Annotated in this window: 25 protein-coding genes and 1 pseudogene; 11 read left to right on the top strand and 15 right to left on the bottom strand. The window is 69.7% G+C overall.

The window, feature by feature from the left end; all coding sequences use genetic code 11:
* Positions 1–73: 73 nt before the first annotated feature.
* Positions 74–1,315, top strand: coding sequence for an ATP-grasp domain-containing protein (locus ACIRPT_RS06065; protein ID WP_403822894.1), 1,242 nt, complete (start codon positions 74–76; stop codon positions 1,313–1,315).
* Between the two features lie 47 nt (positions 1,316–1,362).
* On the opposite strand, the gene ACIRPT_RS06060 is transcribed toward ACIRPT_RS06065, so the two are convergent.
* The gene (locus tag ACIRPT_RS06060; protein ID WP_403822890.1) at positions 1,363–2,520 is read right to left on the bottom strand and encodes a PP2C family protein-serine/threonine phosphatase; all 1,158 of its coding nucleotides are present in this window, start codon (positions 2,518–2,520) and stop codon (positions 1,363–1,365) included.
* Positions 2,521–2,754: 234 nt separating this feature from the next.
* On the opposite strand from ACIRPT_RS06060, the gene ACIRPT_RS06055 reads away from it, so the two are divergent.
* The 5 genes from ACIRPT_RS06055 to ACIRPT_RS06035 all read left to right on the top strand — a co-directional run bounded on the left by ACIRPT_RS06055 (position 2,755) and on the right by ACIRPT_RS06035 (position 10,664).
* Positions 2,755–3,723: a cyclase family protein gene (locus tag ACIRPT_RS06055; protein ID WP_403822887.1), complete on the top strand. Its 969-nt coding sequence runs from the start codon at positions 2,755–2,757 to the stop codon at positions 3,721–3,723.
* 153 nt (positions 3,724–3,876) lie between these two features.
* Positions 3,877–6,711, top strand: coding sequence for a SpoIIE family protein phosphatase (locus ACIRPT_RS06050; protein WP_403822884.1), 2,835 nt, complete (start codon positions 3,877–3,879; stop codon positions 6,709–6,711).
* 178 nt (positions 6,712–6,889) lie between these two features.
* The gene (locus tag ACIRPT_RS06045) at positions 6,890–8,425 is read left to right on the top strand and encodes a sugar ABC transporter ATP-binding protein (RefSeq protein WP_403822881.1); all 1,536 of its coding nucleotides are present in this window, start codon (positions 6,890–6,892) and stop codon (positions 8,423–8,425) included.
* A complete protein-coding gene (locus tag ACIRPT_RS06040; protein ID WP_403822878.1) occupies positions 8,422–9,468 on the top strand; it encodes an ABC transporter permease in 1,047 nt (348 codons plus the stop codon). Before ACIRPT_RS06045 ends, ACIRPT_RS06040 begins: the two co-directional genes overlap by 4 nt.
* Positions 9,465–10,664, top strand: coding sequence for a substrate-binding domain-containing protein (locus ACIRPT_RS06035; RefSeq protein WP_403822875.1), 1,200 nt, complete (start codon positions 9,465–9,467; stop codon positions 10,662–10,664). Before ACIRPT_RS06040 ends, ACIRPT_RS06035 begins: the two co-directional genes overlap by 4 nt.
* A 36-nt stretch (positions 10,665–10,700) precedes the next feature.
* Here the strand turns inward: ACIRPT_RS06035 and ACIRPT_RS06030 are convergent.
* Positions 10,701–10,856: pseudogene (locus ACIRPT_RS06030) on the bottom strand (IS5/IS1182 family transposase); the annotation flags it as partial.
* 316 nt (positions 10,857–11,172) lie between these two features.
* On the opposite strand from ACIRPT_RS06030, the gene ACIRPT_RS06025 reads away from it, so the two are divergent.
* From ACIRPT_RS06025 to ACIRPT_RS06015, 3 genes are all read left to right on the top strand, one after another.
* Entirely contained in the window at positions 11,173–13,308 is a 2,136-nt protein-coding gene (locus ACIRPT_RS06025; RefSeq protein ID WP_403822871.1) for a hypothetical protein, read from the top strand.
* Between the two features lie 64 nt (positions 13,309–13,372).
* Positions 13,373–13,966, top strand: a complete 594-nt coding sequence (locus ACIRPT_RS06020; RefSeq protein WP_403822868.1) for a hypothetical protein — start codon at positions 13,373–13,375, stop codon at positions 13,964–13,966.
* Between the two features lie 14 nt (positions 13,967–13,980).
* Positions 13,981–14,586, top strand: coding sequence for a hypothetical protein (locus ACIRPT_RS06015; protein WP_403822865.1), 606 nt, complete (start codon positions 13,981–13,983; stop codon positions 14,584–14,586).
* A 98-nt stretch (positions 14,587–14,684) separates the two neighbouring features.
* On the opposite strand, the gene ACIRPT_RS06010 is transcribed toward ACIRPT_RS06015, so the two are convergent.
* The 4 genes from ACIRPT_RS06010 to ACIRPT_RS05995 form a co-directional block, all read right to left on the bottom strand.
* Positions 14,685–16,886, bottom strand: a complete 2,202-nt coding sequence (locus ACIRPT_RS06010; RefSeq protein WP_403822862.1) for a permease — start codon at positions 16,884–16,886, stop codon at positions 14,685–14,687.
* Complete coding sequence (locus ACIRPT_RS06005) at positions 16,883–17,578, bottom strand: ABC transporter ATP-binding protein (protein WP_403822859.1); 696 nt, start codon at positions 17,576–17,578, stop codon at positions 16,883–16,885. Before ACIRPT_RS06005 ends, ACIRPT_RS06010 begins: the two co-directional genes overlap by 4 nt.
* A 129-nt stretch (positions 17,579–17,707) precedes the next feature.
* A complete protein-coding gene (locus ACIRPT_RS06000; RefSeq protein WP_403822856.1) occupies positions 17,708–18,052 on the bottom strand; it encodes a hypothetical protein in 345 nt (114 codons plus the stop codon).
* Between the two features lie 307 nt (positions 18,053–18,359).
* Positions 18,360–18,626 carry a hypothetical protein gene (locus ACIRPT_RS05995; RefSeq protein ID WP_403822853.1) on the bottom strand — a complete coding sequence of 89 codons (267 nt, stop codon included), beginning with the start codon at positions 18,624–18,626 and terminating at the stop codon, positions 18,360–18,362.
* Between the two features lie 53 nt (positions 18,627–18,679).
* Between ACIRPT_RS05995 and ACIRPT_RS05990 the strand changes: the two genes are divergently transcribed.
* Together ACIRPT_RS05990 and ACIRPT_RS05985 are read left to right on the top strand one after the other, a co-directional pair.
* A complete protein-coding gene (locus ACIRPT_RS05990) occupies positions 18,680–19,921 on the top strand; it encodes a glycosyltransferase (protein WP_403822850.1) in 1,242 nt (413 codons plus the stop codon).
* Positions 19,922–20,030: 109 nt separating this feature from the next.
* On the top strand, positions 20,031–20,426 hold the full coding sequence (locus ACIRPT_RS05985; protein WP_403822847.1) for a VOC family protein: 396 nt from the start codon (positions 20,031–20,033) through the stop codon (positions 20,424–20,426).
* Positions 20,427–20,495: 69 nt separating this feature from the next.
* Here the strand turns inward: ACIRPT_RS05985 and ACIRPT_RS05980 are convergent, their stop codons facing one another.
* The 9 genes from ACIRPT_RS05980 to ACIRPT_RS05940 are packed head-to-tail and all read right to left on the bottom strand — an operon-like array spanning position 20,496 to position 25,719.
* Positions 20,496–20,897, bottom strand: coding sequence for a gas vesicle protein K (locus ACIRPT_RS05980; protein WP_403822844.1), 402 nt, complete (start codon positions 20,895–20,897; stop codon positions 20,496–20,498).
* Positions 20,898–20,932: 35 nt separating this feature from the next.
* Complete coding sequence (locus tag ACIRPT_RS05975) at positions 20,933–21,166, bottom strand: gas vesicle protein (RefSeq protein ID WP_403822841.1); 234 nt, start codon at positions 21,164–21,166, stop codon at positions 20,933–20,935.
* The gene (locus tag ACIRPT_RS05970; protein ID WP_403822838.1) at positions 21,163–22,095 is read right to left on the bottom strand and encodes a GvpL/GvpF family gas vesicle protein; all 933 of its coding nucleotides are present in this window, start codon (positions 22,093–22,095) and stop codon (positions 21,163–21,165) included. Before ACIRPT_RS05970 ends, ACIRPT_RS05975 begins: the two co-directional genes overlap by 4 nt.
* Positions 22,092–22,517: a gas vesicle protein gene (locus ACIRPT_RS05965; protein WP_403822835.1), complete on the bottom strand. Its 426-nt coding sequence runs from the start codon at positions 22,515–22,517 to the stop codon at positions 22,092–22,094. The genes ACIRPT_RS05970 and ACIRPT_RS05965 overlap by 4 nt, the downstream gene beginning before the upstream one ends.
* A 28-nt stretch (positions 22,518–22,545) precedes the next feature.
* A complete protein-coding gene (locus ACIRPT_RS05960; RefSeq protein WP_403822832.1) occupies positions 22,546–23,574 on the bottom strand; it encodes an SRPBCC family protein in 1,029 nt (342 codons plus the stop codon).
* Entirely contained in the window at positions 23,567–24,250 is a 684-nt protein-coding gene (locus tag ACIRPT_RS05955) for a hypothetical protein (protein ID WP_403822829.1), read from the bottom strand. Before ACIRPT_RS05955 ends, ACIRPT_RS05960 begins: the two co-directional genes overlap by 8 nt.
* Before the next feature lie 15 nt (positions 24,251–24,265).
* Complete coding sequence (locus ACIRPT_RS05950) at positions 24,266–24,535, bottom strand: gas vesicle protein GvpG (protein ID WP_403822826.1); 270 nt, start codon at positions 24,533–24,535, stop codon at positions 24,266–24,268.
* A 20-nt stretch (positions 24,536–24,555) separates the two neighbouring features.
* Positions 24,556–25,269, bottom strand: coding sequence for a GvpL/GvpF family gas vesicle protein (locus tag ACIRPT_RS05945; RefSeq protein ID WP_403822823.1), 714 nt, complete (start codon positions 25,267–25,269; stop codon positions 24,556–24,558).
* A gap of 3 nt (positions 25,270–25,272) precedes the next feature.
* On the bottom strand, positions 25,273–25,719 hold the full coding sequence (locus tag ACIRPT_RS05940; RefSeq protein WP_403822820.1) for a gas vesicle structural protein GvpA: 447 nt from the start codon (positions 25,717–25,719) through the stop codon (positions 25,273–25,275).
* Positions 25,720–25,785 lie beyond the last annotated feature (66 nt).

Below are 25,785 nucleotides of genomic sequence, written 5' to 3'. Positions count from 1 at the left end.
GGAACGAAGCCGCCGACGCCCAGACCCACCGGCCGCCGTGCCGGCCCGCCGCGCACCGGAAGGAACCTCCACCGTGAAGAGAATCCTGTTGATCGAGGCCGATGTCGCCGCGGGCGAGCATCTGCTGACCGCCGCCGCGGAACTCGGCCTGGAGGCCTATGTGGCCACCCACAAAGAGCTGTTCATGCGCTACGGGCCCGAGTTGCGCTCGAAGATCACCGCCCCCGTCTTCACCGACTTCCGCGATTCCGCGGCGGCCCTGGACGAGCTGGCCGCCTTCTGCCGCACGACGGGCATGGACGCCATCGTCGCCTGCTGGGAGTTCCTCTCCCCGCTCGCCACCCGGCTGGCGGCCGAGCTGGGCCTGCCCGGACATCGGCCCGAACTCGCCGACGCCTGCCGCAACAAGCGGCTCATGGCCGAGGCGTTCGCCGCCCACGGCGTGCCCTGTCCCCGTACGGTCGTCGCGGCCGATCACGCCGCCCTCGTCCGGCGGATCGAGGAGGCCGGGCTGCCCTACCCCCTGGTCGTCAAGCCCGCCGAGAACGCGGCCTCGATCGGGGTGTCCGTCGTCCGGGCGCCGCAGGACCTGGCCCGCGCGACGCTGCTCGCCCGGTCCCAGACCCACAAGTTCCCGCACGGCATCGCGCTGGACACCACCCTGCTCGCCCAGGAGTACGTGGACGGCGACGAGTTCAGCGTCGAGACGATCGTCACCGACGGCGAGGCGCACCATCTGGCCCTCACCGAAAAGTTCACGACCCAGGGCACCAGCCGCGCCGAGCTCGGCCACACCGTGCCGGCCCAACTGCCCCCGCACCTGGGCGCGGCCGTCCGCACGGCGGCCGCCGAAGCCCTCGCCGCACTCGGGCTGCGCAACGGCATCGCGCACACCGAGGTGAAGATCGACCCGCGGGGACGGCCGAAGGTCATCGAGGTGGGCGCCAGGCCCCCCGGCGACCACATCATGAGGCTGGTCAAGGAAGCGCTCGGCATCGACGCCGCGCGCGCCTACCTCCGGGTCATGCTGGGCGAACGCCCCGACCTCACCCCGAAACGCGAGACGGCCGCCGCCATCCGCTTCCTCACCGCTCCCCGTGCCGGCACTCTCGGGAGGATCGGCGGCCTGCCGCAGGGCGAGCACATCGTCGCCGCCGCCATGTCGAAACTGCCCGGCGACGAAGTCGGCGGCCCGGACGACAACCTTGCGCGCATCGGGCAGATCATGCTGCGGGCGGACACCGCCGCGGAGGTCAACACGGCGGCCGCCGCGGCCCTGCGCTCCCTCACCGTGGAGATGGCCCCGCAGGGGTGAGGCGACCGGCTCGCACGGTGGTCGCGCCCCCGCGGCCGCCCGCCGAGTCACGGGAGGCGGGGAGGCAGGGGAGGCGGCCAATCCGGTCCCGCACGCCCGGAGGCGGCAGCCGCGCCGCCTTGTTCGCCACCGTGTACACCGGCTTCTTCGCCGGCTTCCTCGCCGACCCGGACGACGAGAAGCATCGCCACGTCGTCCGCCAGGCGGTCCTGGGTGTGGCGGATCAGTCCCTCGTGCAACTGCTCCAGGAACTCCGGCGGGGTGCGGGCGCGCACCGCTTCCATCGCCTCGGGCAGCGCGAAGAAGTCGTCGTCGAGGTTGCGGGCCTCGGTCACGCCGTCGGTGTGCAGCAGCAGACGGTCGCCGGGTACGAACGGATAGGTCTCCGCCGTGGCGGGAGGGCCGGTGATGAGGTCGTCCAGGCCGAGCGGCGGCACCGGCTCGCTGGGCATCAGGGCCCGCGCCTTGCCCCGGCTCAGCACCAGCGGAGGCGGATGGCCCCGGTTGACCAACTGGACCACGGGGCTCTCCGGCACCTGAGCCACCAGCGCGGTCACGAATCCCTCCAACAGCACCTCGCGATCTACGGCGCCGGGCACGGCGCACTCCCGCCGCAGCGCGGCCGCGCAGTGGTTCATCACCTCGACCAGTTCGCGCTCATAGTGCACGGCCTCCCGGAACGCCCCCAGCACGGCCGCGGCCGCCCGCACCGCAGGCAGTCCCTTGCCCCGGACGTCCCCCACGATCATCCGGACCCCGTACCGGGTCTGCACGGCCTCGTACAGATCGCCGCCGATCTGCGCGCCCGTCTCGGCCGCGAGGTACATGCTGGCCGCCCGCACCGGGCCCAGCCGGGCGGGCACCGGCCGCAACAGGACCTGCTGCGCCGCCTCGGCGATCCGGCGGACCTGGTTGAGCTCGTTCCGCGTGCGGGTTCGCGCGGCGGAGCTCAGGAGGTAACTGGCCACGGATACCAGGACGAGCGCCACGAAGTTGGAATAGACCTGCTGGCCGCCCCACGCCTGGTTGTAGGTGGCGGTGGTCACGCTGACGACCAGGGCCAGGGCCGCCGCCGCGACGGTGCCCCGGGGGCCCGTCGTCACCGCGGCCAGCGCCGGCATCGCGGTGAGGAGAGGGCCGGTATACAGAAAGTGTGCAGGTGAGAGCTCGATACCCACCACGATCAGGGCGATCGCGAAGGGCACACACTGCACGAAGGTGAGAAGGACCCGGCCGTGACCGCCCGCTCTTGGTCGAGGAGATGAGCGGATAGGCGACCGCATAGCTACAGCCTGCCTCCATGGAGCGCAATGTTCCACTTCGTGTTGCGGCCACCGGGCGGCCCTTCGGCCGGGGACGGCGCCGCCGGTGGCTCGTACGTCGTCCGGGGCGTCGGCGCAGCGGCTGCGCGCATTCGACGCGCGGGCCACGATCGACTCATGACCGGCAACTCCAGCGATGCACCGGCTCCCCCACCGGCCGGCGCCGGCAACGGGCCCGCCGTCTCCCGCCGGGAGTTCGACGCGCTGTTCGAGGCGGTCCGTACGTGGGGCCGCTGGACTCCCGCCGACCGCGGCGCCTGGAACCGGGTGACCCCGGAGCGCGTACTGCGGGCGTCCGCCCTGGTCCGGTCGGGAACGGTCGTCCCGATGGGGCGCCCCTGGGACACGGCGGCCGGCCCGGACAACGCCAAGCCCGCCCTGCACTACATGTCCGAGCTCGGCGACATCGACGCCTCCGAACCCTCCGCCCACAAGGACTTCATCGCCGTCGACTACCACGGCAAAGCCGTCAGCCACCTGGACGCGCTCTCCCACATCGCCTACCGCGGCAGGCTCTACGACGGCCACCCGTCGCGCGAGCTCATCGGCTCGGCAGGGGCCCGCTTCGGCGCCGTATCGGCGCTGGGCCCCCTCGTCACCAAAGGCGTGCTCCTGGACCTGCCGGCCGTTTCGGGGTGCGCATGGCTGGAGCCGGGACGGGCCGTGCACGCCGAGGACATCGTGGCGGCGGAGCAGGCGCTCGGGGTGACGATCGGCGAGGGCGATGCGCTGCTGCTGAGGTCCGGAGGCTTGCGCCGTCGCCGGGAACTGGGCGCCTGGAACCTCGACGCGGCGAGCGCGGGCCTCCACGTGGACGCCATGCCCCTGCTGGCCGAGCGCGGTATCACCGTGCTCGGCGGCGACGGCGACAGCGACGTACGGCCCTCGCCGGTCGAGGGCCTGCACTCCCCGGTGCATGCGCTCGCCATCGCCGCGATGGGGGTGCCGCTCCTGGACAACCTCGACCTCGAAGCGCTCGCCGCGGCCTGCGCCGACACCGGCCGTTACGAGTTCCTACTCCTGGTGGCCCCGCTGAACATCCCCGGCGGCACGGGCTCGCCCGTCAATCCGGTCGCGGTCCTGTGAAGCCCAGGTCACCGCCATGATCACGTCGCCGGGTGCGCCCTCTTTCCGCTCGACTCCGCCAAATACTCAAAGCCCTACAATTAGGGCGAAAGGTGCAGCTGCTCCGGCGTACGAGTGGCCATTGCGGCACGTACGGATGTGGAAGTGATGCGGATGGGGCTCATGGGAGACGGTATCGGCCCCGCACGTGCCCGTGAGCAGTTCCTTCGAGGTGAGTCGGTCCAGGGGACCGTGCGAAGCTCGATCTTGAATTCGTGGCAGCGTTCCCAGTCGCTGGGGCTCTCACCGGAAGGATGCGAGCTTCCCTTCCACCAGGATCTCGACCTGGACGGGAGGCTGGTGCGCGCCGCCGTGCCCGTACTGGACCGGCTCCAGTCCAGGTTCACGGGCCGGAACATGAATGTGTCCCTCGCCGACGGACGCGGTGCCGTACTGCAACGCCGTTTCGGTGAGGTGTCCGCGGTCAGGCATCTGGCCGCGATCCAGAGCGTCCCGGGTTTTGTGTTCGCCGAGCAGTTCGGCGGGACCAACGGAATCGGTCTGGCACTCGCGGAAAGACAGCTGATCAACGTTTACGGCGCCGAGCACTTCGCCGAACGCTCTCAGTCCAATGCGTGTTCGGCAATTCCCATCCGTGATCTGCTCAGTGGGCGCATTGAAGGCATCCTCTGCTTCGGCTATCCGCTCACCGAAGCGGATATCGCGCTGAATACCGTGATCCGCAGGGCCGCCGGCGCCATCGAACGACGGATGCTGGAACAGAGTTCGACGCGGGAGCGCGCCCTGCTTCAGGCGTACCTCGACGCCAGGCGCCGCTCGCCCGGCGGAGCGATGACGGGCAACGGCGAGCTGGGCGAGCTCGCCGAGAGCGGGCTGGACTGGCGCGATCAGCTGATCCTCAAGGAGAAGGCCACCGATCTGATCGCCTCCCCCCAACGCGCCGCCGTCGAGGTGCCGCTGCCCGGCGGACGGCGGATCACCCTGCTGAGCCGCCCGGTCACCAGCCCTTGCGGGGTGGAGGGCGTCATCGTCGAAGCGGTCCTCCCGACACGGCATCAGCGCGTCACCGTCCACGCGGAAGCCGAGGCCGCGCCCGCCGCCCTGGCACAGCAGGTCCTCGCCGGCCCAACCGCCGCGCCACCCAGGCGCGTTCCCGGCACCGTGCGCGGCCGAGCGGCCACGGCAGCACGCAGTCCCGGCGCCGCCGAGCCCGTCACCAGTGGGGTGGTGCTGGTGGGCGAGCCGACCGTGGGGAAGTACGCCCTGGCGGCCCGCCGCCGCCTGGAGCTGCTGTCCGAGGCCAGTACCCGCATCGGCACCACCCTCGACGTGAGCCACACCGCCCGGGAACTCGCCGAGATGGCCGTGCCCCGCCTGGCCGACTTCGTCACCATCGACCTCTCCGAGGCGGTGCTGCGCGGCGACGAGCCGACCGACCCCCGCGCCGACCTCCACCGCACGGTGGTCCACGGCTATCGCGAGGACTGCCCCTTCTACCCCGCGGGCGAGCGAGTGGACCTCCGCCCCATCACTCCCCAACTCCGTTGTCTGGCCGCCCGGCAGCCCGTACTCGAGCCCGACCTGAGGGCCGCCCCGGGCTGGATCGCCCAGGACCCCGGGAACGCCCAGCGCCTCCTCGACCACAACATCCACTCCCTCATCGCCGTCCCCCTCGTCGCCCGCGGCATGGCCCTGGGCGTGGCGAGCTTCTACCGCTCGCGGGACCCCGCCCCCTTCACGGACGACGATCGTTCGCTGGCCCAGGAGCTGGGCACGCGCGCCGCCATCTGCATCGACAACGCCCGCCGTTACACCCGCGAGCACACGATGGTCCTCGCTCTGCAGCGCAGCCTGCTGCCGCGCAGCTTCCCGGAGCAGAACGCCGTCGAGGTCGCCTATCGCTATCTGCCCGCCGAGTCCGGGGTCGGCGGCGACTGGTTCGACGTCATCCCCCTCTCCAGCAGCCGCGTCGCCCTCGTCGTCGGGGATGTCGTCGGTCATGGGCTGCACGCCGCCGCCACCATGGGCCGGCTGCGCACCGCCGCCCGCAACTTCGCCGAACTGGACCTCGCCCCGGACGAAGTCCTCACCCACCTCTCCAATCTCGTGGGCCGCCTCGACCAGGACGAGGGCAGCGAGGAACCCGCCGCCAGCAGCGCCGGCATCATCGGCGCCACCTGCCTCTACACCATCTACGACCCCACCTCGCAGCGGTGCGTGATGGCCCGGGCCGGCCACCCCCCACCCGCGCTGGTCCGCCCCGACGGCACCGTCACCTTCGCCGACCTTCCCGCCGGTCCGCCGCTGGGCCTGGGCGGCCTCCCCTTCGAAACCGCCGAGTTCCCCCTCCCCGAAGGCAGCCAGCTCGTCCTCTACACCGACGGGCTCATCGAGGGCCGCGACCGTGACATCGACACCTGCCTCGACCGGCTGGGCCAGGCCCTGGCCCATCCGAGCCGCCCGCCCGAGGACACCTGTGAGGCCGTGATCCGGACCGTGGTGCCCGGCCACCCCGCCGACGACATCGCACTGCTCGTCGCCCGCACCCACGCCCTGGACCCGCACCGGATCGCCACCTGGGAGCTGCCCCCCGACCCGGCGCTCGTCTCCGGCGTCCGCGCCGCCGTCACACGCCGACTGGCCGAATGGGGGCTGGATGAGGTGGTCTTCGCCACGGAACTGCTGCTCAGCGAGCTGGTCACCAATGCCATCCGCTACGGCACCGGCCCCGTCCGGGTGCGCCTGCTGTACGACCGCACGCTGACCTGCGAGGTCGCCGACGCCAGCAGCACCGCCCCGCATCTGCGCCACGCCGCCGCCACCGACGAGGGCGGCCGCGGCCTCTTCCTCGTCGCGCAGCTCGCCCAGGCCTGGGGCACCCGCTACACGGCCAACGGCAAGGTGATCTGGGCCGAATGCACCCTGGAGGTGCCCGGCGGAATGCCCGGCACCGTCGAGAGCTATTTCGACGACATTCCCGCTATCTAATTGCCATCCGGCAGAGAATCCCAAGAGAGCCGTAGCATGCCGAAATGCGGAAGAGCGGCAACAGGTGCCGGTGGGGCGGCGCGAGGGCACCCACATTCGGCGCCCGCACCCACGCGAAGCGTGCAGCAGCATTGCCCCTTCCATCGGGAAGAACAGAGGCCGACCCCCGGAGAAGTCCGTGCCTGACGCTCCTGAAATCACCCCTCCCCCGCACCCCGGCCCAGAGCCTCTCGTCCGCATCAACGGTCTCAGCAAACGGTTCGGCGGCACCCTCGCGCTGGACGCGGTCGACCTCGACATCGATTCCGGCAGCATCCTCGCCCTGCTCGGGCCCAACGGCGCCGGGAAGTCCACCCTCATCCAGGTACTCGCCGGCATCCACCCCGCGGACGAGGGAGAGGTGACCGTCGCCGGGCACCCGCTCGGCACCGAAGCGGCGTCCCGCACCATGTCCTTCATCCACCAGGACCTGGGGCTGGTGGAGTGGATGACCGTCGCCGAAAACATCGCGCTGGGCACCGGCTATCCGCGCCGCGCGGGACTGCTGTCCTGGCGGCTGACCCACCGGCAGTGCACCGAGGCCCTGGGCGTCGTCGCCGCGCACCTCGACCCGCGCACCACCCTCGCCGACCTCCCCCGAGCCGAACGCTCCCTGGTGGCCATCGCCCGCGCCCTGTCCACCCGGGCCGAGCTCATCGTCCTCGACGAGCCGACCGCCAGCCTCCCCGCGGCGGACTGCGTCCGGCTCTTCGACGTACTGCACACCCTGCGCGACCGGGGCCATGCCATCGTCTACGTCACCCACCGTCTCGACGAGGTCTACAAGGTCGCCGATGCCTTCGCCGTCCTGCGCGACGGCCGCCTCATCAGCCGGGGCCCGCTCGCCGACCACAGCCCCGCCCGGCTGGTGCACGACATCGTGGGCCACGAACCGGGCGGCTACCGCTTCGCCCCCGCCACGGGCCCGGCCGTCCTGCGCCTCGAGCGCGTACGGACCGAGAACACCGCCCCGGTCAGCCTGGCACTGCGCGCCGGCGAGATCGTCGGCATGGTGGGCCTCACCGGCGCCGGCCACATGGAACTGGGCCGTGCCCTCGCCGGCTCCCGGCAGCTCCTCGGCGGACGGGCGCTGCTCAACGGCCGCCCGTACCGCCCCAGCACGGTCGCGGCCGCGGTCGACTCCGGCGTCGGCTTCGTGACGAGCAACCATCAGGAAGAGGGCTGCGCCGCCGAGCTGACCGTACGGGAGAACTTCCTGGCCAACCCCCGGGCCGGCGGCATTCGGGCCTGGCACTGGATCGGCCCCCGGCGCGAGCGGGCCGAGGCCACCGCCCTGATCGAGCGGTTTTCGGTGTATCCCCGGGACGGCGAGGCGCCGATCGCCACCCTGTCCGGGGGCAATCAGCAGAAGGTCATGGTCGGCCGGTGGCTGCGGATTCGGCGCAGCCTGCTGATCCTCGAGGAGCCGACCGCCGGGGTCGACGTCGGCGCCAAAACCGCGCTCTACCGCCTGCTCCGGGACGCGCTGGCCGAAGGCCTCGCCGTCCTGCTCATCTCCACCGACTTCGAGGAGATCGCCAACGTGTGCCATCGCGCCCTGGTCTTCGTCCGCGGGGCGGTGACGGTGGAGCTGAGCGGCAAGGCCCTCACCGTCACCGAACTCGCCCGCGCCTCCTCGGCCATGCCCGCGCTCACCGGGACGACGAGACGATGACTCCTCCCCCCGCCCCCCGCCCCGCACTGGGCCGCCGCTTCGGGCACCTCCTCGGCGCCTACGGCCTCCTGGCCCTCACCGCCCTGCTGTTCCTGGCCTTCTCGCTCGCTCTGCCGGACACCTTTCCCACCCTGGACAACATCTCCGCGGTCCTGTCCAACCAGTCGGTCCCCGCCATCCTCGCGCTCGGCGCGATGGTCCCCATCGTCACGGCCAAGTTCGACCTGTCCATCGGCTACGGGCTCGGCCTCGCACACGTCATGACCATGCAGCTCATCGCCACAGAAGGCTGGCCGTGGCCGCTCGCCTGCCTCGTGGTGGTACTCGGCGGGGCGGTCGTCGGCACCTTCAACGGTGTCGTCGTCGAATTCGCGAGGATCGACTCCTTCATCGCCACCCTCGGCACCGGCAGCATCCTGTACGCCCTCACCGGCTGGATCACCAACGGGGCCCGGATCATCCCCGGCCCGCACGGCCTGCCGGCCGCCTTCACCGACATCTACGACTCCAGGTTCCTCGGCCTGCCGGTGTCCGCCTTCTACGTCCTCGCCCTCACGGCCGTGCTGTGGGTGCTCCTGGAGCGGCTGCCGCTCGGCCGGTACCTGTACGTCATCGGTTCCAACCCCCGCGCCGCCGACCTGGTCGGCATCCCCACCCGACGCTATGTCATCTATGCCTTCACCGGATCGGGGCTGATCGTCGGAATCGCCGGTGTCCTGCTCGCCGCGCAGCAGCGCATCGGCAATCCCAGCGTGGGCCTGGACTATCTGCTGCCCGCGTTCGTGGGTGCGCTGCTCGGCTCCACCGCCATCAAGCCCGGCCGCGCAAACGCCCTGGGCACCCTGATCGCCGTCGTCATCCTCGCCATCGGCCTCGCCGGCATCGGCCAGCTGGGCGCCCAATTCTGGGTCACCCCGCTGTTCAACGGCACCACCTTGCTCATCGCCGTCGGTATGGCGGGCTACGCCGCTCGACGTCAGCTGCGCCTGCGCCGAACCCAAGCTCCCCGCACCCCCCACCGCCTTCCCGAAGTCCGTTCATGACCACCGCCGTCTCCCCCGCGCCCTGCCCGCCGCGGGGAACGCCCACGCCCTCGAACCGCACAACCGGCCTGCGCAGCGCGCTCGTACTGGCATTGGCGGCCGTCGTCATCGCCGGCTGTGAGCGCGGCACGTCGACCGGCGCGGCGCCCTCCGCGGCGGAGCCGGCAGGGCCCGGCTGCCCCACCGTTCTGGCCAGGTCCGAGGCGGCCGTCCGGCAGGCCGAGAAGACCGCTTCGGGCAGGAACGGACCTGCCGGTGGCCCCAAGGCGGTCTCCGGCAAAACCATCGTCTATGTCGCCCAGACCATGACCAACCCCGGCGTCGCCGGCGCCGCCAAGGGCGTGACCGAAGCCGCGAAAGTCATCGGCTGGAACGTCCGGGTGATCGACGGCCAGGGCACCCCCGCCGGGATCCAAGCAGCATTCAGCCAAGCCATCGCCCTGCGGCCCTCGGGCATCGTCATCGGCGGTTTCGACCCCGACCTGACGTCGCAGCAGGTCGCGACGGCCGGCGCGGAACACATCCCCCTCATCGGCTGGCATGCGGTCGCCCTCCCCGGCCCGAGCACCCACCCAAGACTCTTCAGCAACATCACCACCAGGGTCGCGGATGTCGCGAGGATCAGCGCGGACTGGGTCATCACCCACTCCCACGGCCACGCCGGAGTCGTCGTGTTCACTGACGCCTCGATCCCGTTCGCCAGAAACAAGTCCGAGCTGATCAAGAAAGAGCTCGCCACCTGCTCCGGCGTGAGGCTTCTGGCAGAAGAGAACATCCCGATCTCCGACACCAGCAGCCGAACACCCCAGGAAGTCTCCTCCCTCCTCTCCCGCTTCCCGGACACCTGGACGCACTCCGTGGCCATCAACGACGTCTACTTCGCCGACGCCGCCCCCGCCCTGCGCGCGGCACGCAGGAAGGGCGCCGGCGCCCCCTACAACATCGGTGCCGGCGACGGCGACCCCTCCGCCTTCCAACGCATCAACAGCAAACAGTTCCAGGCAGCCACCGTCCCCGAACCCTTCGCCCAACAAGGCTGGCAGATCCTCGACGAATTCAACCGCGCCTTCTCCGGCCATCCCGCCAGCGGCTACGTCGCCCCCGTACACATCTCCACCGCCGCCAACAGCAAAGGGGCAACGACCTGGGACCCACCCGGCTACCGCGCGGTGTACCGGAAGATCTGGGGAAGGTAGGCCCATGGCACACACGCAGCGCTCAGGCCCGACACAGGCCCGCTGGTCCCGCCGCTCGGGGATCGTGTGCTGGATCTGCCGTCGCCGCGGGTAGTTACGGTTGCGGCGCGAGCTGTACGCGTTGTCGCCGCACAATGGCCGGCATCGCGAGCGCGCCGCCCGGTATCCGGGCCGGCCGGTGGCGGGCTCCGGCCGCATGGTGTGGCGCTCCGCGAGCCTGGCCAGCTCTCGATTTCCCTGACTTCGCGTCACTGCCCGAAGATGGCCGATCAGCGTTCGTGCCACATCGCGGAGTTGGTAGCCGGTCCGACGTGAAGGAGGCCGAGGAGCGCGGCGGCCGGCGGATTCATATCGTTCATCAAGACCCTCTTGACGCTCCACAGTGGACGTTCCACTATGGACGCTCATGGTGACCTGAGGTCTTTGAACGGGTTCTTCATGAGCGGCTTTCTTCGCCAGGCGAGCAGGGACCTCGTCCGATGCTTGCCGGCCGTCAAACGGGGGTGTCATGGCGGGCATGGAGAAGCAAGGTGTGGCGAGTACCGACAGAATGGGCCGCCGGCGCAGACGCGTGGTCAGCCTTCTGGTCCTGCTCATCGGGTTGGTCGGCCTCGCCGGCCCGTCTCCGGCCGCCACAGGCGCAACATCGAACGCGGCCCCGGCCGCGTACGGCCGGGAGGTGGACCCTCCGTACGGCGATCCGATGTACAAGTACCTCTACGAGGCGCGGATCTTCGACGGGAACGACTCCAAGAACCGCGCGGCTGTGAACTATGCCGTCGCGTGGCTCAAGGTCACTGACTACACGGCCAGGCAACTGCGGATCTTCGACAAGGAACTCTTCTCCCGGTTCGACCGCCACCGCGGCAAGTGGGACGACGCGATCTATCGCAAAGTACGCACGGCAGCTGAGATCAAGCAGGAAGATCCCGGACTCTTCCATCAGCTCGAAGAGCTCGGGCTGCGGCCCGGCGACGTGACGCTGCAGGTGGTGGCCAGGAGCTCTCGGTACCGCGGTGAAGCGGTGGGTCATTCCGAGGAACTCATCCTCCGGCGCCTGGGAGAAATCGAGTACACCTTCAAGCGGCTGAAGGCTCACGCCTCGCTCTCCGAGATCGAGAAGGAACTCCAGACCAAGAACGGACTGGACATCAGACCCAAGCAGCTGATCGACGGTGCGTCCGAACGGGAGCCCTGCGATTACGCGGGCGGACCGCGATGCGCCCGGTACTCCAAGGGCATGAAATTCCTGGTGCCGTACGGGACCAAGGAGGAGCAGAGGAAGGCAACCAGTCGCGTCAAGGAGCTGATTCAGCAGCAGAACGAGTGGCGGGACCGGAACGGAGACGGGCTCTTCGACCCACCACCGACCGGGGCCCCGAGCCGCACGAGCGGTCCGAAGAAAAACCGCAACTCCCTGTCGCCACGGCAGGCGGCGGCCGGAGCCGCAATCGGCGCCCCCGGCGGTATCGACTTCACGACCGTCGAATTGCGGTACCTCTCGACCTATCCGGGAGATCGACTCGGGTTCACCTATGGATTCACCGCACAACGGGGCGCCGGGAAGAATCCTGCCGCCGGCCTGCAGAGTCTGCGTGAGACGTCCGACTCGTTCTACGTCTGGCTGGCTCTCGACCCATCGAGACTCTGGGTGAACCTGAATCCCAATGAGCCCGACAGGATCGTCGACAAGCAGCTTGGCCGTACCGATGCCGGCAAGATCCTCCTTGAGGCCGACCTGCGGTTGAAGACGATCAGCGCAAAGCTTCTCTATCGGGATACCACGGTCGCGGACGAGTACTGGAAAATGCTCCGGAAGTACAACGTTCAATGCCTTGATCAGCGCCTGTGGATCAGCGCCGGAGAGGCAAAGGTCTATACGGAGGGGGACGAACTCTACATCCTCGATGCCCCGTTGAAGGTAGAGGCCGAACCGGACAGCATCGGGAATACCGGGAACCGCAGCCATCCGGGATGTCCCCGTCCATCCGAGGATGCCAAGGCCAGCATTTCCGCTGCCTACGATGCCCACGTGCTGCCCCGGATCGTTAGAGAGGTCAACGAAGGCCCCGAGTTCGCTGCCTTGCGGCGGGTCTACCTCAGCCGGATCGCCGCCGAGTGGATTCGCGACCGGACCGCGGTTCAGGAGACCGGATACGAATCCGTCATCGACAGCGGTAATGTCTCCCGGTGGACGTCGAAACGGCAGTGGTCTCCGCATACCGTCTTCAAACGTTACGCGACGTATTACGAGAAGATGGCGGCCTGCCGTGCCTGCACGAAGGAGAAGCTGTATCGCATCGAGTCCGGTGGCGTCGACTTCGGCAGGGTCGTCAAGCGCAACGTGAGCAAGGCGGAATTCGATGCGAAGTGGCGCCACTTGGCGGCCGGTCGGGCGTACCTGAAAGGTGCCAGCGTGTCCCAGCCTCAGTCCGGCGTCGAAGCCGCGCCCATCAAACTGGATCCGCCGGATTCGTCGAGCCCTTGGGCGCTGATCTCGGACATCACCGGATCCAATCGGCATCTGGGGATCGAGTTGATCGTCGTCGGCGTACTGGCCCTACTCGTCGGCTGGCGGATCGTCGACCGTCGGCGTGCCACGAAGACTGATCCCCCGGTGCGCGACGGTTCAGGGAATTCCTGACGGCCATGGCTGTGGTTCAGGTGGAACGGCCGGCACGGCGCGCCGCCACGGAAGGAGCGCACGCGTGACAACACCATCAGATGCTGGTTCGTCGCCCCCTGCTCGGACACCCATCCTGCGAGATCGGCGCAACTGGATCGCTTTCGTGGTCGGCCTGGCCGTCATCGTGACCGGAGCCGTCCTGGTGTGGCCGAAGGATGGGCCGAAGAACGGGCCGAAGGTGCCGGACGACTTCTGCTCGTTCATCGGCAAGGAGACGCTCTCCAAATACGTCCCGAGCCCCGAGCTGCGCCACAGCAAGGACACGGCGGGTGGCTACGCCAATTGCACCGCCCGTTCAGCATCGGGCGACGTCTACCTCAACTTGTCTCTTTGGCGAGGGCTGCCCCGTGATCACGGCCTCCACACCTTTTCGTGCCGGCAGGAGAGATGGACCTACGACGATGCCCACGTAATAGGACCCACCGAAAAAGCCGACTTCGGCGATCGGATGTGCGGCATCGTCGAAAACCGTCAGTACGAACACGGCCCAACGTTCCATGTCGCCCAGGGTGGTGACCTGCTCGACGTCACCTACACATTCCACAAGGGAGACGGGAAGGGCGCGCTGCCGCGTGCGTTGGAGCTGACGCGGCTGGTACTCGCTAAAGTTCGATAACGGGAGACTTATCTATGGCAACGCCAGCAGGGGCCGGAAATCCGTCCCGGACCGGGACATCCCTCTTCCGTGATCCACGCAAGTGGATCACTCTCGCAGTCGGAGTGGTGGTCGTAGTCGCGGGAATCGTACTCGTGTGGCCGAAAGGCGGGCCGGAAGAGGTACCGGACGATCTTTGCGCTGCTGTCGGTAAGGAGACGCTCGCCAAGTACGTCCCGGACCCCAAGGTGCTACCCGACAAGATCGGGACCAACCTCGCCTATTGCAAAGCCAAATCACCCTCCGATGACTTCAGAATCAACATCGAACTCTCGCGAGACGAAGACAGTGACGAAAGCTTCACCGACCTGTGCCACAAGCTGAAGTCGCGGGAGGAGATGAAACCGGAGGACCTGATAAAGCCGTCCGAAACGGCCGAGTTCGGCAATCAGATGTGCGGCTGGATCTCCGCCGTGCGCAATAAGTCAGGTCTCGGCTCGCTCCCGAACCACAGCACCATCCATGTCATTGACGGCGAAAACGAGCTCTTCATCATGTATGACGGTGGAGCAGGAAGCAGGAGCCACCAACTACGGCGAACGCTGGACCTGACGCGGTCGATCCTCGCGAAGCTCAGATGACTGCGTCGGCGTACATTGCGCCGTCGATTGCGCATGGCGAGCGGATCAGCGGCCCACGCGATCAAAAGGGGGGAGGCCCCGGCACCCTGGCGAAACTCTCACCCGACCGCCACCGGCCGAGCGGCGCGGACCACGGCCCGGCCGCCCAGGGCACCGACCGCCACCGCCGCCAGGGCGCAACCGCACGCCGCGGCGGCGAGTACGCCCCAGGGGACGCTTCCCGCCTGCATCACGGCCACGAGGAACATCGCATGCCAGCCGGTAAGGACAACGGCGACGACCGCTGACATCAGCAGGGGGACGGTCAGGTGCCACCGGGCTGCCGACCTGAAGACGTGGTGACTGCCGGTCAGAACCGCGATCGGCACCAGAGTGTGCCGGACTCTCGCGAACTCCGCGGCCGCGCTCAGGCTGCCGGCCAGCAGCAGGAGGGCCAGTCCCAGGGAGCCGAACAGCAGGAGCCAGTTGTTCAGCCGGAACTTGACTCCGGAGCCGACCAGCCAGCCTTCCCCCAGGGTTTCGACGTTCACGGAGGGGACCAGCGCGTATGCCGCTTTCTCCACGTCGGCACGCTGGCCCGTCGTGCTGGTGATCACGATGAGTGAGCCGTAGAGCCTGTCGTAGCGCAGCGTGGACGGGGCGGCCTGGATGCGCAGGCCCGGCCCGTACCAGTGGCGGATCTCCGTCACGCGCTGGTCGCCACTCGTGGTCGCCCGGGGCGTGGTGGGACACCCGAGGCCCAACAACCTCAGTGCCCGGCAGGACCCCTGCAGCAGCGTTGCCTGTTGTTCGGGGTCGGTGTTCAGGGTGAGCACGTGGGACCCCGCCGGGAGGGAACGGGAGAGCGCCTCGATCACCGGTGGTGTGAGGTCACGGCTCTGGACGCTGATCACGCTGTCGCCGACGACGGCCTGGGAGGCGCGGGCCGCGGCGGCCTTCTCTCCGACGCGGCTGTTCACCACCTGGAGCTGGCAGACGAGCCCGAGGCCGATGACCATGGCGATGGCCAGTCGGACCACTCCCCCGGGGTGTGCGACCGTCCACCGCCCGCCGATCAGCTGTCCCGGACGGCCGTCGCGGAACCCCCGGGCGGCAAGCTTGTCCCCCAGTGCGCGGAGGGCCTCGACGGCCACGGACGGCAGCAGTGCCCACATGACGACCGTGCCGGCGGCAAAGGTGACGAGGCCGGGCGTCCCCATGACGTACTGGCTGAACGCGACGGCGCCAAAGCCCAGGCCACAGCCGATCAGCCGCGGGCGCGGAACCCGGGAGGAGGATGGCCGGGGAGCGACCGCGGTGCCGTGACGTGGGCCGCGGGTGAGAAGGACCGCCACGCCGACGGTGGTCGCGAAGGACAGGACCAGAGCGGTCACCGTCATCGGCCACGCCGAGCGCAGGTCGCTGCTGTCCAGCAGGTAGCCGGTGGGCGGAATCCTGACGTCCGTGGACATCGCCGCGAGCATCGGGAGAATCGCCAGGGCGGTTCCGGCTGCGGCAGGCAGAGCCGCCTCGCCCATGGTGACGAGCGCACGGTGGCGCCGGGCCCCGCCGAGCGCCTTGAGCAGACTGAGGCGCCGGTCGCGGGCGCGCGAGCCCACGCGTGCGGCGACGGCCAGCAGCATCAGCGCCGGTACGCCTGTCAACAACCCCAAAGTGAGCAGTACTTGGGCGAGCGGGCGGGAGTCCAGAACCTCACCCATGGGGTAGCTCTGCCCGAATCCTCGTACGGACCTCCAGGACTGGTCCGCACGGGAGTCGGGCGCCTGCGTGGGCCTGATGTACGCGAGGCGCTCCGAGGGGGAGACGAGTCCGGACGTGCCGATCGTGCCCGCGTAGCGGCCGTACCTGCTGGTGATCCGCTCCTGCTGCCCCTCGCGGACCAGCTCCGGGGACAGCATCACCTCACCGGGGGCCGGCCAGCGGGCCAGGCCCGGTGGCGGCTGCGCGCCGGGCTTCAGCGGCTGGAGGTAGATCACGGTGTGCTGCACCTCGTCGACCGTGTCGAATCCCTCCCGCCACAGCGCGACGGCGTCCTGCTGCCGATCGGTGAAGACCGGTCCCCGTGCCTGGTTCCTCGCCGCGCGCCCGTCGTAGGTGGAGACCGCGGCAACAGCCCCCAGAGCGACGAGGGCGGCCGCGGCCGCGGCGACGAACAGTGCCCAGAATCGCAGCCGGTCACCGGGGCCGCCACGCCCGGCTGCGCACCCTATGCGGATCAGCTGCCACCAGAGCCGTCTGCCGCGCCGCCCCTTCGGGGTGGCGCCATCCGTGCGGGGAGTCCGCTCGCCGACCGTGCTCACGCGGTCACCTCGTCCTCGGCCTCGGTCAGCGCACCGGCCCGGAGCCGCAGCGTCCGCATGGCCCGCACGGCCACCGACCGGTCGTCCGTGACGACCAGCAGGGCACAGCCCCGCTCCCGGGACACCGCGAACAGCAGGTCGGCCACGGCCTCTCCGTCCTGTGGGGCAAGTGCCCCGGTGGGCTCGTCGGCGAGGAGGACGTGGGGGTCCGTGATGAGGGCCCGGGCGAGGGCGGTGCGCCGGCGTTCGCCGCCGGTGAGCATCCCCGTCTGCGTCCCCTCGTCGGGCACGCCCAGCTCGGCCAGCAGTTCTGCCGCGCGTCGGTATGCGTCACGGTGACCGCCGCCGTCCAGCAGTACCGGCAGCGCCACATTCTCCAGCGGTGTGAGTTCGGGCAGCAGCGCTTCGGAGCGGTCGACGAGCCCCACATGCTGTCGGCGGACCTGCGCCCACTGCTGCGCCCGCAGTCCGGTCAGCTCGCGGCCGTTGACCCTGATCGTCCCGTCGTCCGGCTCGATCAGGCCGAGGATGCACCTCAGCAGCGCCGATTTTCCGGAGCCGCTCGGGCCGGTGACCGCCACCGACTCGCCCGGCGCGACGTCCAGGTCGACACCGTCCAGCAGCAGGCGTTCGCCGAGCCGGCAGCGGAGGCCGGCCACCCGCAGGCCGGTCGATTCCCCGGTGGTCACCATCGTTCGCTTCCTCATCCTCGCCCCGGGCTGTCTCGGGGTATCCGTGACAGCGCTACATCGGTGTGGAAAAACGATCCGCCGGGCCGGCCGTCGAACGGCCGGCCCGGCGGACGAGAGCTAGGTCAGCGCTTACGGCGCCTTCCAACCGGAGCAGTCGTCAGCAGAGCCGTAGTTCTCATCGCAGGCCTGGAACTTGATGATGGCGGACCCGTCACCGGAGTAGACGGTCGTGCCGGGACCACTGTGGTTCCACAGGGTCCGCTTGGTACCGGCGCTGTCGTGGCGGTAGTACTCCGCCTTGCCCGGGTCGCCGTCGCGGCTCTCATCCTTCACGGCGATCTTGCCGGAGTCCCCCTGCGCCGGAGTCCACGCGGTAACACCCCCGCCCTTTGCGCTCGTTGCGACCGCGCTGGTGGCAGGAATCACGAGACCGGCGGCAAGGACCGCTGCGGCGACGAACTTGAGTCTGGACATGCCTTTTCCCCTCCTTTGTCGTGTGGCCGAAAATCAGCCCGAGTTGACGGATTTGATCGTTGATCACACGGCATTCCGGATCAAGCATCATTCAACTAGTGTGGCTCACATCACAGAACAGATGTGCGTGCGCCAGAGGTGCGCCAAGCAGGGTTCATGCGGCGTGAGTTGATGCCACCTGTCGCGCCGTCAGGACCCGTGAGTGCCCTCTCCCTGGGCGCGGCAGCCCTGCGCGAAACGTGCACCTGCCCACATGCCACGGCCGGCAGTCGGTCGTGCGCCTACCCTGCCTGTCCGCAGGAACGGATCAACGCGGCGCGTATCCCCGCAGGAGGGCCCGTACGCCCGACTCGATGATCGCGCGCTCCGCCTCCTCCGAGAGCGGCAACGCCCCGTGGAAGCTCTCCTGGTTGATCTCGGCCACCGTGAGCGGCAGCACATGGCGGGCCGCCCACGCCGGATCGTCCGTCGCGAACCTCGTCCCGTTCCGCTGTGGGGTCCACTCGAGTTCGGTACGGGCGCGGGTGGCGTCCAGCAGGGGCAGTCGCAGCTCGCGTCGGACGTGATGACACACGTGCCTGCGCCAATGCACTCCGCACCACCCCTGAGCTGCATAGCCTGGTTGTCATGCGGGTTCTTGTGGTGACGGCGGGGTCGGTCGGGGACGTCATGCCCTACACGGGGCTCGGCGTGCGACTGCGGGAAGCCGGGCACGAGGTGGTGCTGGCAACACACGCGGGATTTGAAACGCTCGTGCTCAGCCGCGGTCTGGGCTTCCGTTCACTGCCGGTCGATCCGCGTGCCCAGTTGGCCTCGGCGTGTGGGCAGCAATTGGCCCGCGCCGGTACCGGGCCGCGGGCGCTGGCCCCTCTTGTCCGCATGGCGCGGGAGATCGTCCCGGAGCTGGGCCGCGGGGTGCTCGCCTCGGTGGAGCAGGGTGCGGACGTGGTCCTGCTGTCCACTTCGGTGGCGCGACTGGGGCATCTGGTGACCCGGGCCTTGGAAGTGCCGAGCATGGGCGTGTACGTACAGCCCTGGGCGCCAACGGGCGACTTCCGTTCTGCGCTGTTCGGCGGAGGCCGCTCGATGGGGCGGTGGGGCAACCGGGCGTCCTCGCGGGCGGTGCTGGCGCTGTCGGACCGCGTGTACGCCGCCGGCATCCGTGAACTGAGGTCCCGTCTCGGCCTGGCGAGGGACGCCGACTGCAGTTCGCTGCGCCGGGAGAGGGGGCCGTGGCCGGTGAACTACGCCTACAGCCCGACTGTGCTGCCGCGCCCGGCGGACTGGCCGCCCACGGCGCAGGTGACCGGGTATCTGTGGCCCGCACGCCCCGAAGGCTGGTGCCCGGAAGCCAAGTTGACCGCCTTCCTCGAATCCGGCCCACCGCCGGTGTTCATCGGCTTCGGCAGCGTCGTCGCCGACCCCGACCGCCTGTCCCGGATTGCGGTGCAAGCCCTGCGCGCCGCGGGTGTGCGTGGCGTCGTCCAGGCGGGCTGGAGCCGCCTGTTGGCATGCGGGGACGACGTACTGACCATTGACGAGGTGCCGCACGACTGGCTGTTCCCGCGGATGTCGGCGCTCGTGCACGCTGCGGGTGCGGGAACGACCGCGGCCGGACTGCGCGCCGGGGTACCGGCGGTCCCGGTGCCGGTCCAGCTGGATCAGCCGTTCTGGGCCGAGAGGCTGACGGCCCTGGGCGTCAGTCCCGGCCCGGTGCCGTTCCGGCGGCTCACGGCCGAGCGGCTGGGCGCCGCAATTCGCCGGACCGTTACGGACCCCCGCTACCGGATGCGCGCCCGCCAGGTCGCCCGGCGCATTGCCACCGAGGACGGAGCCGGCCGTGTGGTGGCAGCCGTCCAACACCTGTGACCGTCGCGGTTGTCGAAGTGCCCGTAGGCCGCCGCGGAGTGAGGGAAAGGGTTCTGGGTAGCCGAGCGCTAACGGCGGGCGACGGGCCCGCCTCGTAGAGAGGGGACCGATGGCCGTCGCCAAGACCAGTGTCCTGGTGCTGGACTGTGCGGAGCCACAGGAACTGGCCGACTTCTACGCCCGCTTCCTCGGTGGCGAGCCACGGGTCGGCAGCAACCCGGACTACATCGAAGTCGTCGAATCCGCGGGAGTCCGTATTGCCATCCGGCGGGACCACGGCGCCGCGCCGCCGAGCTGGCCTCGTCCGGACGCTTCGCAACAGGCTCATCTGCACTTCCTCGTCCCGCAGGATGACATGGACCAGGCAGAACGCGAGGCGATCGGCCTCGGCGCCCGCCCCTTGGAGACGAAGGACAACGGCGGGCCGTTCGACATCCGGCGCTATGCGGATCCGGCAGGCCACCCGTTCGTCCTGGCCGCCGGCGAGGGGCACCAAGCGTTCTGAACGCGCGGCCCCTCGGAGACGTACCAGGCAACAGCCCTGGCACTGGAGTCAGCTTCGCCGGGCCCGTAGTCAGCGGTCGCCGCCTGCGGGGAGCAGCGACCCGAGCGGTCCGAGATCGAGGTTGAGGTCCTCCATCGTCAGTCCGTACCGTCCGCAGAGCTCCGTCATACGGTCCTGGAGGATCATCAGCGTCATACCGATCCGCTCTTCCTGATCCTCGCTCAGGTCGCCTTCGTCGACGCGGTGCAGTGCGGTGCGCTCCATCAGCTGCCGCAGGAGCTCGACGATGGTCAACACCAGCTTGATCAGGTCGCGTTCCACCGTCTCCGGGTCGGTCCGCAGACGCTGGGCGGCGTCACCGCTCGCGGCTGGCTCCTCGGGCCCGGAGGGCAGCAGGTCGAATGCGTGGGCCGCGGCCTGTGCCACCTCCGCGAAGGCGGGGCTGACGGTTTTGGCCGGTGTGTCGGGCATGAGGGCTCCTTGTCTTCCATCATCACGGGACTCCATCACCACGGGGCGGGGCTGTCGGGCGTGATCGAGTGGATGACCGCCCGCAGATTGATGCGGACCAGGTCCACGTCGGCGACGGACAGCACCAGGTCTCCGGTGAGGACCGCGCCGCCGTTCAGAAGGCGGTCCAGGAGGTCGACCAGTGCGATCCCCCGCCCTGGATGGGGCGCCCGTGCCAGGGGCGCCCCATCGGGCCCGTCAAGACCCTCCGTACCCTCATGAGGTGTCATGAGCCGATGCCCGCCGCGGACGGTGTCGCAAAGGAGTACGGCGCCCAGGGCCCGGTGATCTCGACGCGTACGCCGGGGACGTCTTCAGGCAGGTCGGCCAACGCCTGATGGAAGGCCAGGACCCGGCCGGCGGGAACCAGATAGGCGTCGTTGGCGATGTTCTCGCCCGCGCCGGAAGCCAGCTCACCCTGCTGCGGCCGGTGCGCGACCCTGGCCCGGGCCACCTCGGCCGCCCGCACCGCCACGGCCGCGGCGACGGCTTCCGCTGCACGGTAGGCGTCGCGCTGGGCATGGCGCTGGGCCCGGCGCCGCTGCAAATACGCGCGGCCGGCCCCTGCGGCCCCTGCGGCCGGCCCCGCGCACGGAGCGTCCGGCGCGGGTGTCGCCGCCGCGCGCCGATCCGCGAAGACCTTCACCCCCACCTCGACGTGGTTCGCCAGGCAGGAGAGCAGCTCAGCGAACGCCGCCGCCCGCTCCTGGAGCATCGCTCGCACCCTGGCATCGTCCAGGTAGACGGTGGCCAGCCGCATCGGCAGCACCGTCGCGCTGCCATGAGCGGCCTCGACCACCTCGTGATGGGTACGGGCGATGACTTCCAGCTCGGCCAGATTCTCCATGCGGCGCTGGAGGCCGTCGGCACTGTAGGCGTCGGCCGGGACCGAGGACACCAGCGCCATCAGGGTGCCCTCGGTGACCGTCCGCACCGCCCCGTCGCCGAGCCCGGGCAGTCGGCGGGCCGCCTCGGCGAGAGGGGGGTCGGCGTGGCCTACGGCGTAGACGTACGTCATCTCGGGCACCGGAGCCGGCGCGTTGTCGCGGCCGGCCGCCGTCGCGCACGCTTCCTCGGACCCGCTCACCGCACCGCCCCCAGTCACAGTGTCGATCCCGGTCACCGCTTCGGCCCCGTTCACCGTGTCGGTACCTTTCACCTTTCCTCCTCGTGGCTCTGGCGGCGTGTCCTGGCTGCCTCCGGCAGGCCCGCCGCCGCCCGCAGCTCGGCGAGTTCGGCGCGCAGCTGCCGGTTCTCCTCCGCCAGCGGATCGCGGCCGGCCGTCGGGGCCACCGCTTCGGCAGCCTGCTGCGCCGGCCGGGCACGGGAGGAGAGCGAGGGGTCGTGCTCCCACCAGTCGATGCCCATCTCCTTGGCCTTGTCCACGGAGGCGACGAGAAGCCGCAGTTTGATCGTCAGCAGCTCGATGTCGAGCAGGTTGATCTGGATGTCGCCCGCGATGACGACGCCCTTGTCCAGGACGCGTTCCAGGATGTCGGCCAAGTTGGCGGAGGACCCCTGCCCGCCGTACGGGGACGCGTTGGCGGACGGTCCCAGACGGCCGGCCAGTGAATCGGACATGATCAGCCTCGTCTTTGCGTCGGGACGGTCAGCGGGAAGCGGTACGGCGGCGGGTCAGCGGCTCATCGACGTCGCCGGCCGGGTCCTCCTCCTCGTACTCGTCCTCGTCCTCCTCCTCGTCGAAGTCGTCGTCCTCCCCCTCTGCGAATCGTGGGTCATCGACGTAGCCGTTCTCGCCATCGTCGGCGTGCGCCTCGGCCTCGGCTTCCGCCTCGTTCTCCTCCGCCTCGGCGTTCGCGTGGTCGATGACGACTTCGCCGTCCCGGATCTCGCCACGCCAGCCGTCCGTGGCCGCACCGCGCAGCATGATGAACTTGCGGTAGAGCTTGAGGTCCAGCCGGGCGCGGCGGCCCTGGGCACGCCAGATGTTGCCGGTCTTCTCGAACAGGCCCTTGGGGAAGTACTCCAGCACCACCAGCACCCGCGTCAGGGTGTCGGTGATCGCGTGGAAGGTCACCACACCCTTGACCGTGCCCTTGGCGCCTTCGGTGGTCCAGCTGATGCGCTCGTCGGGCACCTGCTCGGTCACGTTCGCCCGCCAACTGCGGGTGGATTTGGCAACCTTCACCTTCCAGTTGCTGCGGGTCTCGTCGGTCTTCTCCACGCTGACGACACCCTTGGCGAAGGTGCTGAACTCCTGGAACTGCGTCCACTGGTCATACGCCTCGCGCACCGGAACACCCACATCGATGTCCTCGACGATCGCCACACTCTTGGACTTGCCGCCGCCGCTCCTGCCACGTGCGCCGAACACGCCCTTGACCTTGGCCTTGACCGTGTCCTTGAGGTGCGAGGCGCCGGCCGTCAGCGCTGCCTGCTGCGGCGTCATGCCTTCGGTGAGCGCTTTACCGCCCTTCGCCAGGCTGTCGACCAGCCCGCCGGTGCCGTTGCCCGGTTCGGCAAGCCTGCCGACGCTCTCCCCCAGCTTGTGGCCGACAGTGGTGACGGCGTGCTGGGCCCGGGCCTGGAGGTAGTTCTGCAGTTCCTCTTTGAGCCGATCGGCCGCCGGGCTCTTGGTGACCTCATCCTTGAACTTGCTGAACGGGGACTCAGCCATCGTCGCCTCCACGGTCGGCGGCCGTCCGGGCCGCGCCCGAAGCCCTCTTCCGGGCACCCGAGGCGGCGTTCCGGGCGGGAGAGGCTGAGGTGCGCCTGCCGCGCGAGGTGGCTTGGTCCTTGCCGGACGGGCCGGACGCGGCACGCCGCGATGCGGTGGACCGACCGCCCTTGGCCTGCTTGGCGGATGACCCGGCGGGCGCCTTGCGGCGCGGTGCCCGCTCCTCGCTCTCGACCTCGGTGCGGGGCTCGGTCTGCCGAGCGGGCTCCTCCTCGTCCGAAGGCCGAGCATCGTTCGAAGGCCGGGCATCGTCCGAAGGCTCGCCATCGTCCGACGGCCCGCCGTCCTCCGAAGGCCCGGCATCGTCCGTCGGGTGCGGTACGGCCTTGAGGACGGTGGTGCGCTCGTGCAGGGAGTCGGCGAGGCCGGACATCCGATGGGTGAGCGCGGAGGTGGCCGCCGATTTCGTGGCGTCCACCAGTTCCTTGCGGGCCTGGTCACCGAGCGGGCCGAGGACGGGTGACTCGGCCGCCAACCGGCCCAGTTCTCGAGGGTCCAGATTCAGCCTCTTGCCCGCCAGGAACATCCCCAGGCCGATGGCCATCTTGGCCTTCTTCGTGCGCCCCAGAAGGTAGCCCCCGACGAGAGCCATCCCTATCTTGGCGTTGATCATCATCGTGCGTACACCTCGTTATCCTCGCTGTCCCCCGCGCTCGTCCAACCGCCGCCGCTGGGCCTCCAGCCACTCCAGCCGGTCCAGCAGCTCGTCCTCCCGGGAGTCGAACTCGTCCTCGCCGATGCGGCCGTCGAGCAACTGCCTTTCCAGGTCGGCCAGTTCCTCGCGGACCGGCTCCGGGTCGTAGTACTCGCGCTCCGCGGTGAGCAGGACTTGTTCCAGGACCCAGACCGTGCCCCGGACTGGGGCCGCCGGCAGGGTCAGAAGCTGCGTGATGAGGCCCATGGCGGATCTCCGCTCGCCGGTCAGACAAAGCTGTACGGCGGCAGCGGCCCGAGCAGGCCGAAGTCGTAGGACTCACCCCGAATCCTGGCCTCCTGATGGACCGCCTCGGCGAAGGCGGCGGCCTTCTCCCGTTCGACGAGGAAGGACACGTTCAGGAAGTGGCGCTTCGACGGCTCGCCTCCCGTGGTGCGCACCGCGGCCGACGAGAGGCGGGACACGATGTCGTTCCGCGCGCGCTCCTCCCAGGCCCGGACCTCCTGGGAGATCAGCTCGCCGAGCGCCACCTTCTCGTCGTAGGCGCCGGGATGTTGCCGGATGGCCTCCTTGAGCCGCCGCACCTCGGCGGACTCCCGCATGACCTCCCGCAGCAGGTCGTCCTCGTCCCGGACGACCTTGAGGTGGTACTCGCGGCAGCCGTCGACCTCCTTGAGGCGCTGGGTGTAGGCGTCGTGGTGCTCCTCCAGGACCGCGGCCACCTGATCGTCATCGGGGCCCACCAGTCCGAAGCGCAACGGCAGGGCGGCGCCGTCGGCCAACAGCCTTTCCTGGACGTCCTGGTGGGCGGCCACGTCCCGGCGCTTGGCCCGCAGCTCGGCCGGCGCGTCGCTGACCACCGCGCACAGCCCCTTCGTCCTGACGGTGCGCAGATGCGCCGCGGGGTTGCCGACGCCGGTGATTCCCGACAGCCGCAGCGGGTGGTCGGCACCGGTGATGGCGTAGACATAGGTCGTCATCGTTCAGTCCTCCCGGTGGCGAGCCGTGCGCCGGCCTGCGGAAGCGGAGGATTTGCGTGCGGGGCGCTCTTCCTCCTCCGCTTCCTCCTGGCCTTTCTGGCCCTTCTGGAAGGAATCGCTGAATGCCTCGACGGCGCCGGTCAGCGCGCCTTTCGATTTTCCTTTGGCGCCGCTCTCGGTTGCCTCACCGACAAGATCGGTGAGCTGGCTCGGCGCCTTGCGGCCGGATTCCAGGTCCAGACGGTTGCACGCCTCGGCGAAGCGCAGATAGGTGTCCACGCTGGCGACGACGACGCGTACGTCGATTTTGAGAATTTCGATGCCGACGAGGGAGACTCGTACGAAGGCGTCGATGACGAGTCCCCGGTCGAGAATCAGCTCGAGAACATCGTAAAGATTTCCCGAGCCGCTTCCGCTGGTCGGCGCGTTGGTTTGCTGAATGGCAGTCACGGTGCATCGTCCCTTCCATGGTGCTGGAGCGGGTCATGGGGCCGATCGGTCCATTGCCGTGCCGAG

The sequence above is a fragment of the Streptomyces sp. NPDC101227 genome (genome assembly GCF_044767545.1).
Lineage (GTDB): Bacteria > Actinomycetota > Actinomycetes > Streptomycetales > Streptomycetaceae > Streptomyces.
Note: the sequence above shows the minus strand (reverse complement) of the source record. Positions and strands in the feature narration are given on the sequence as shown.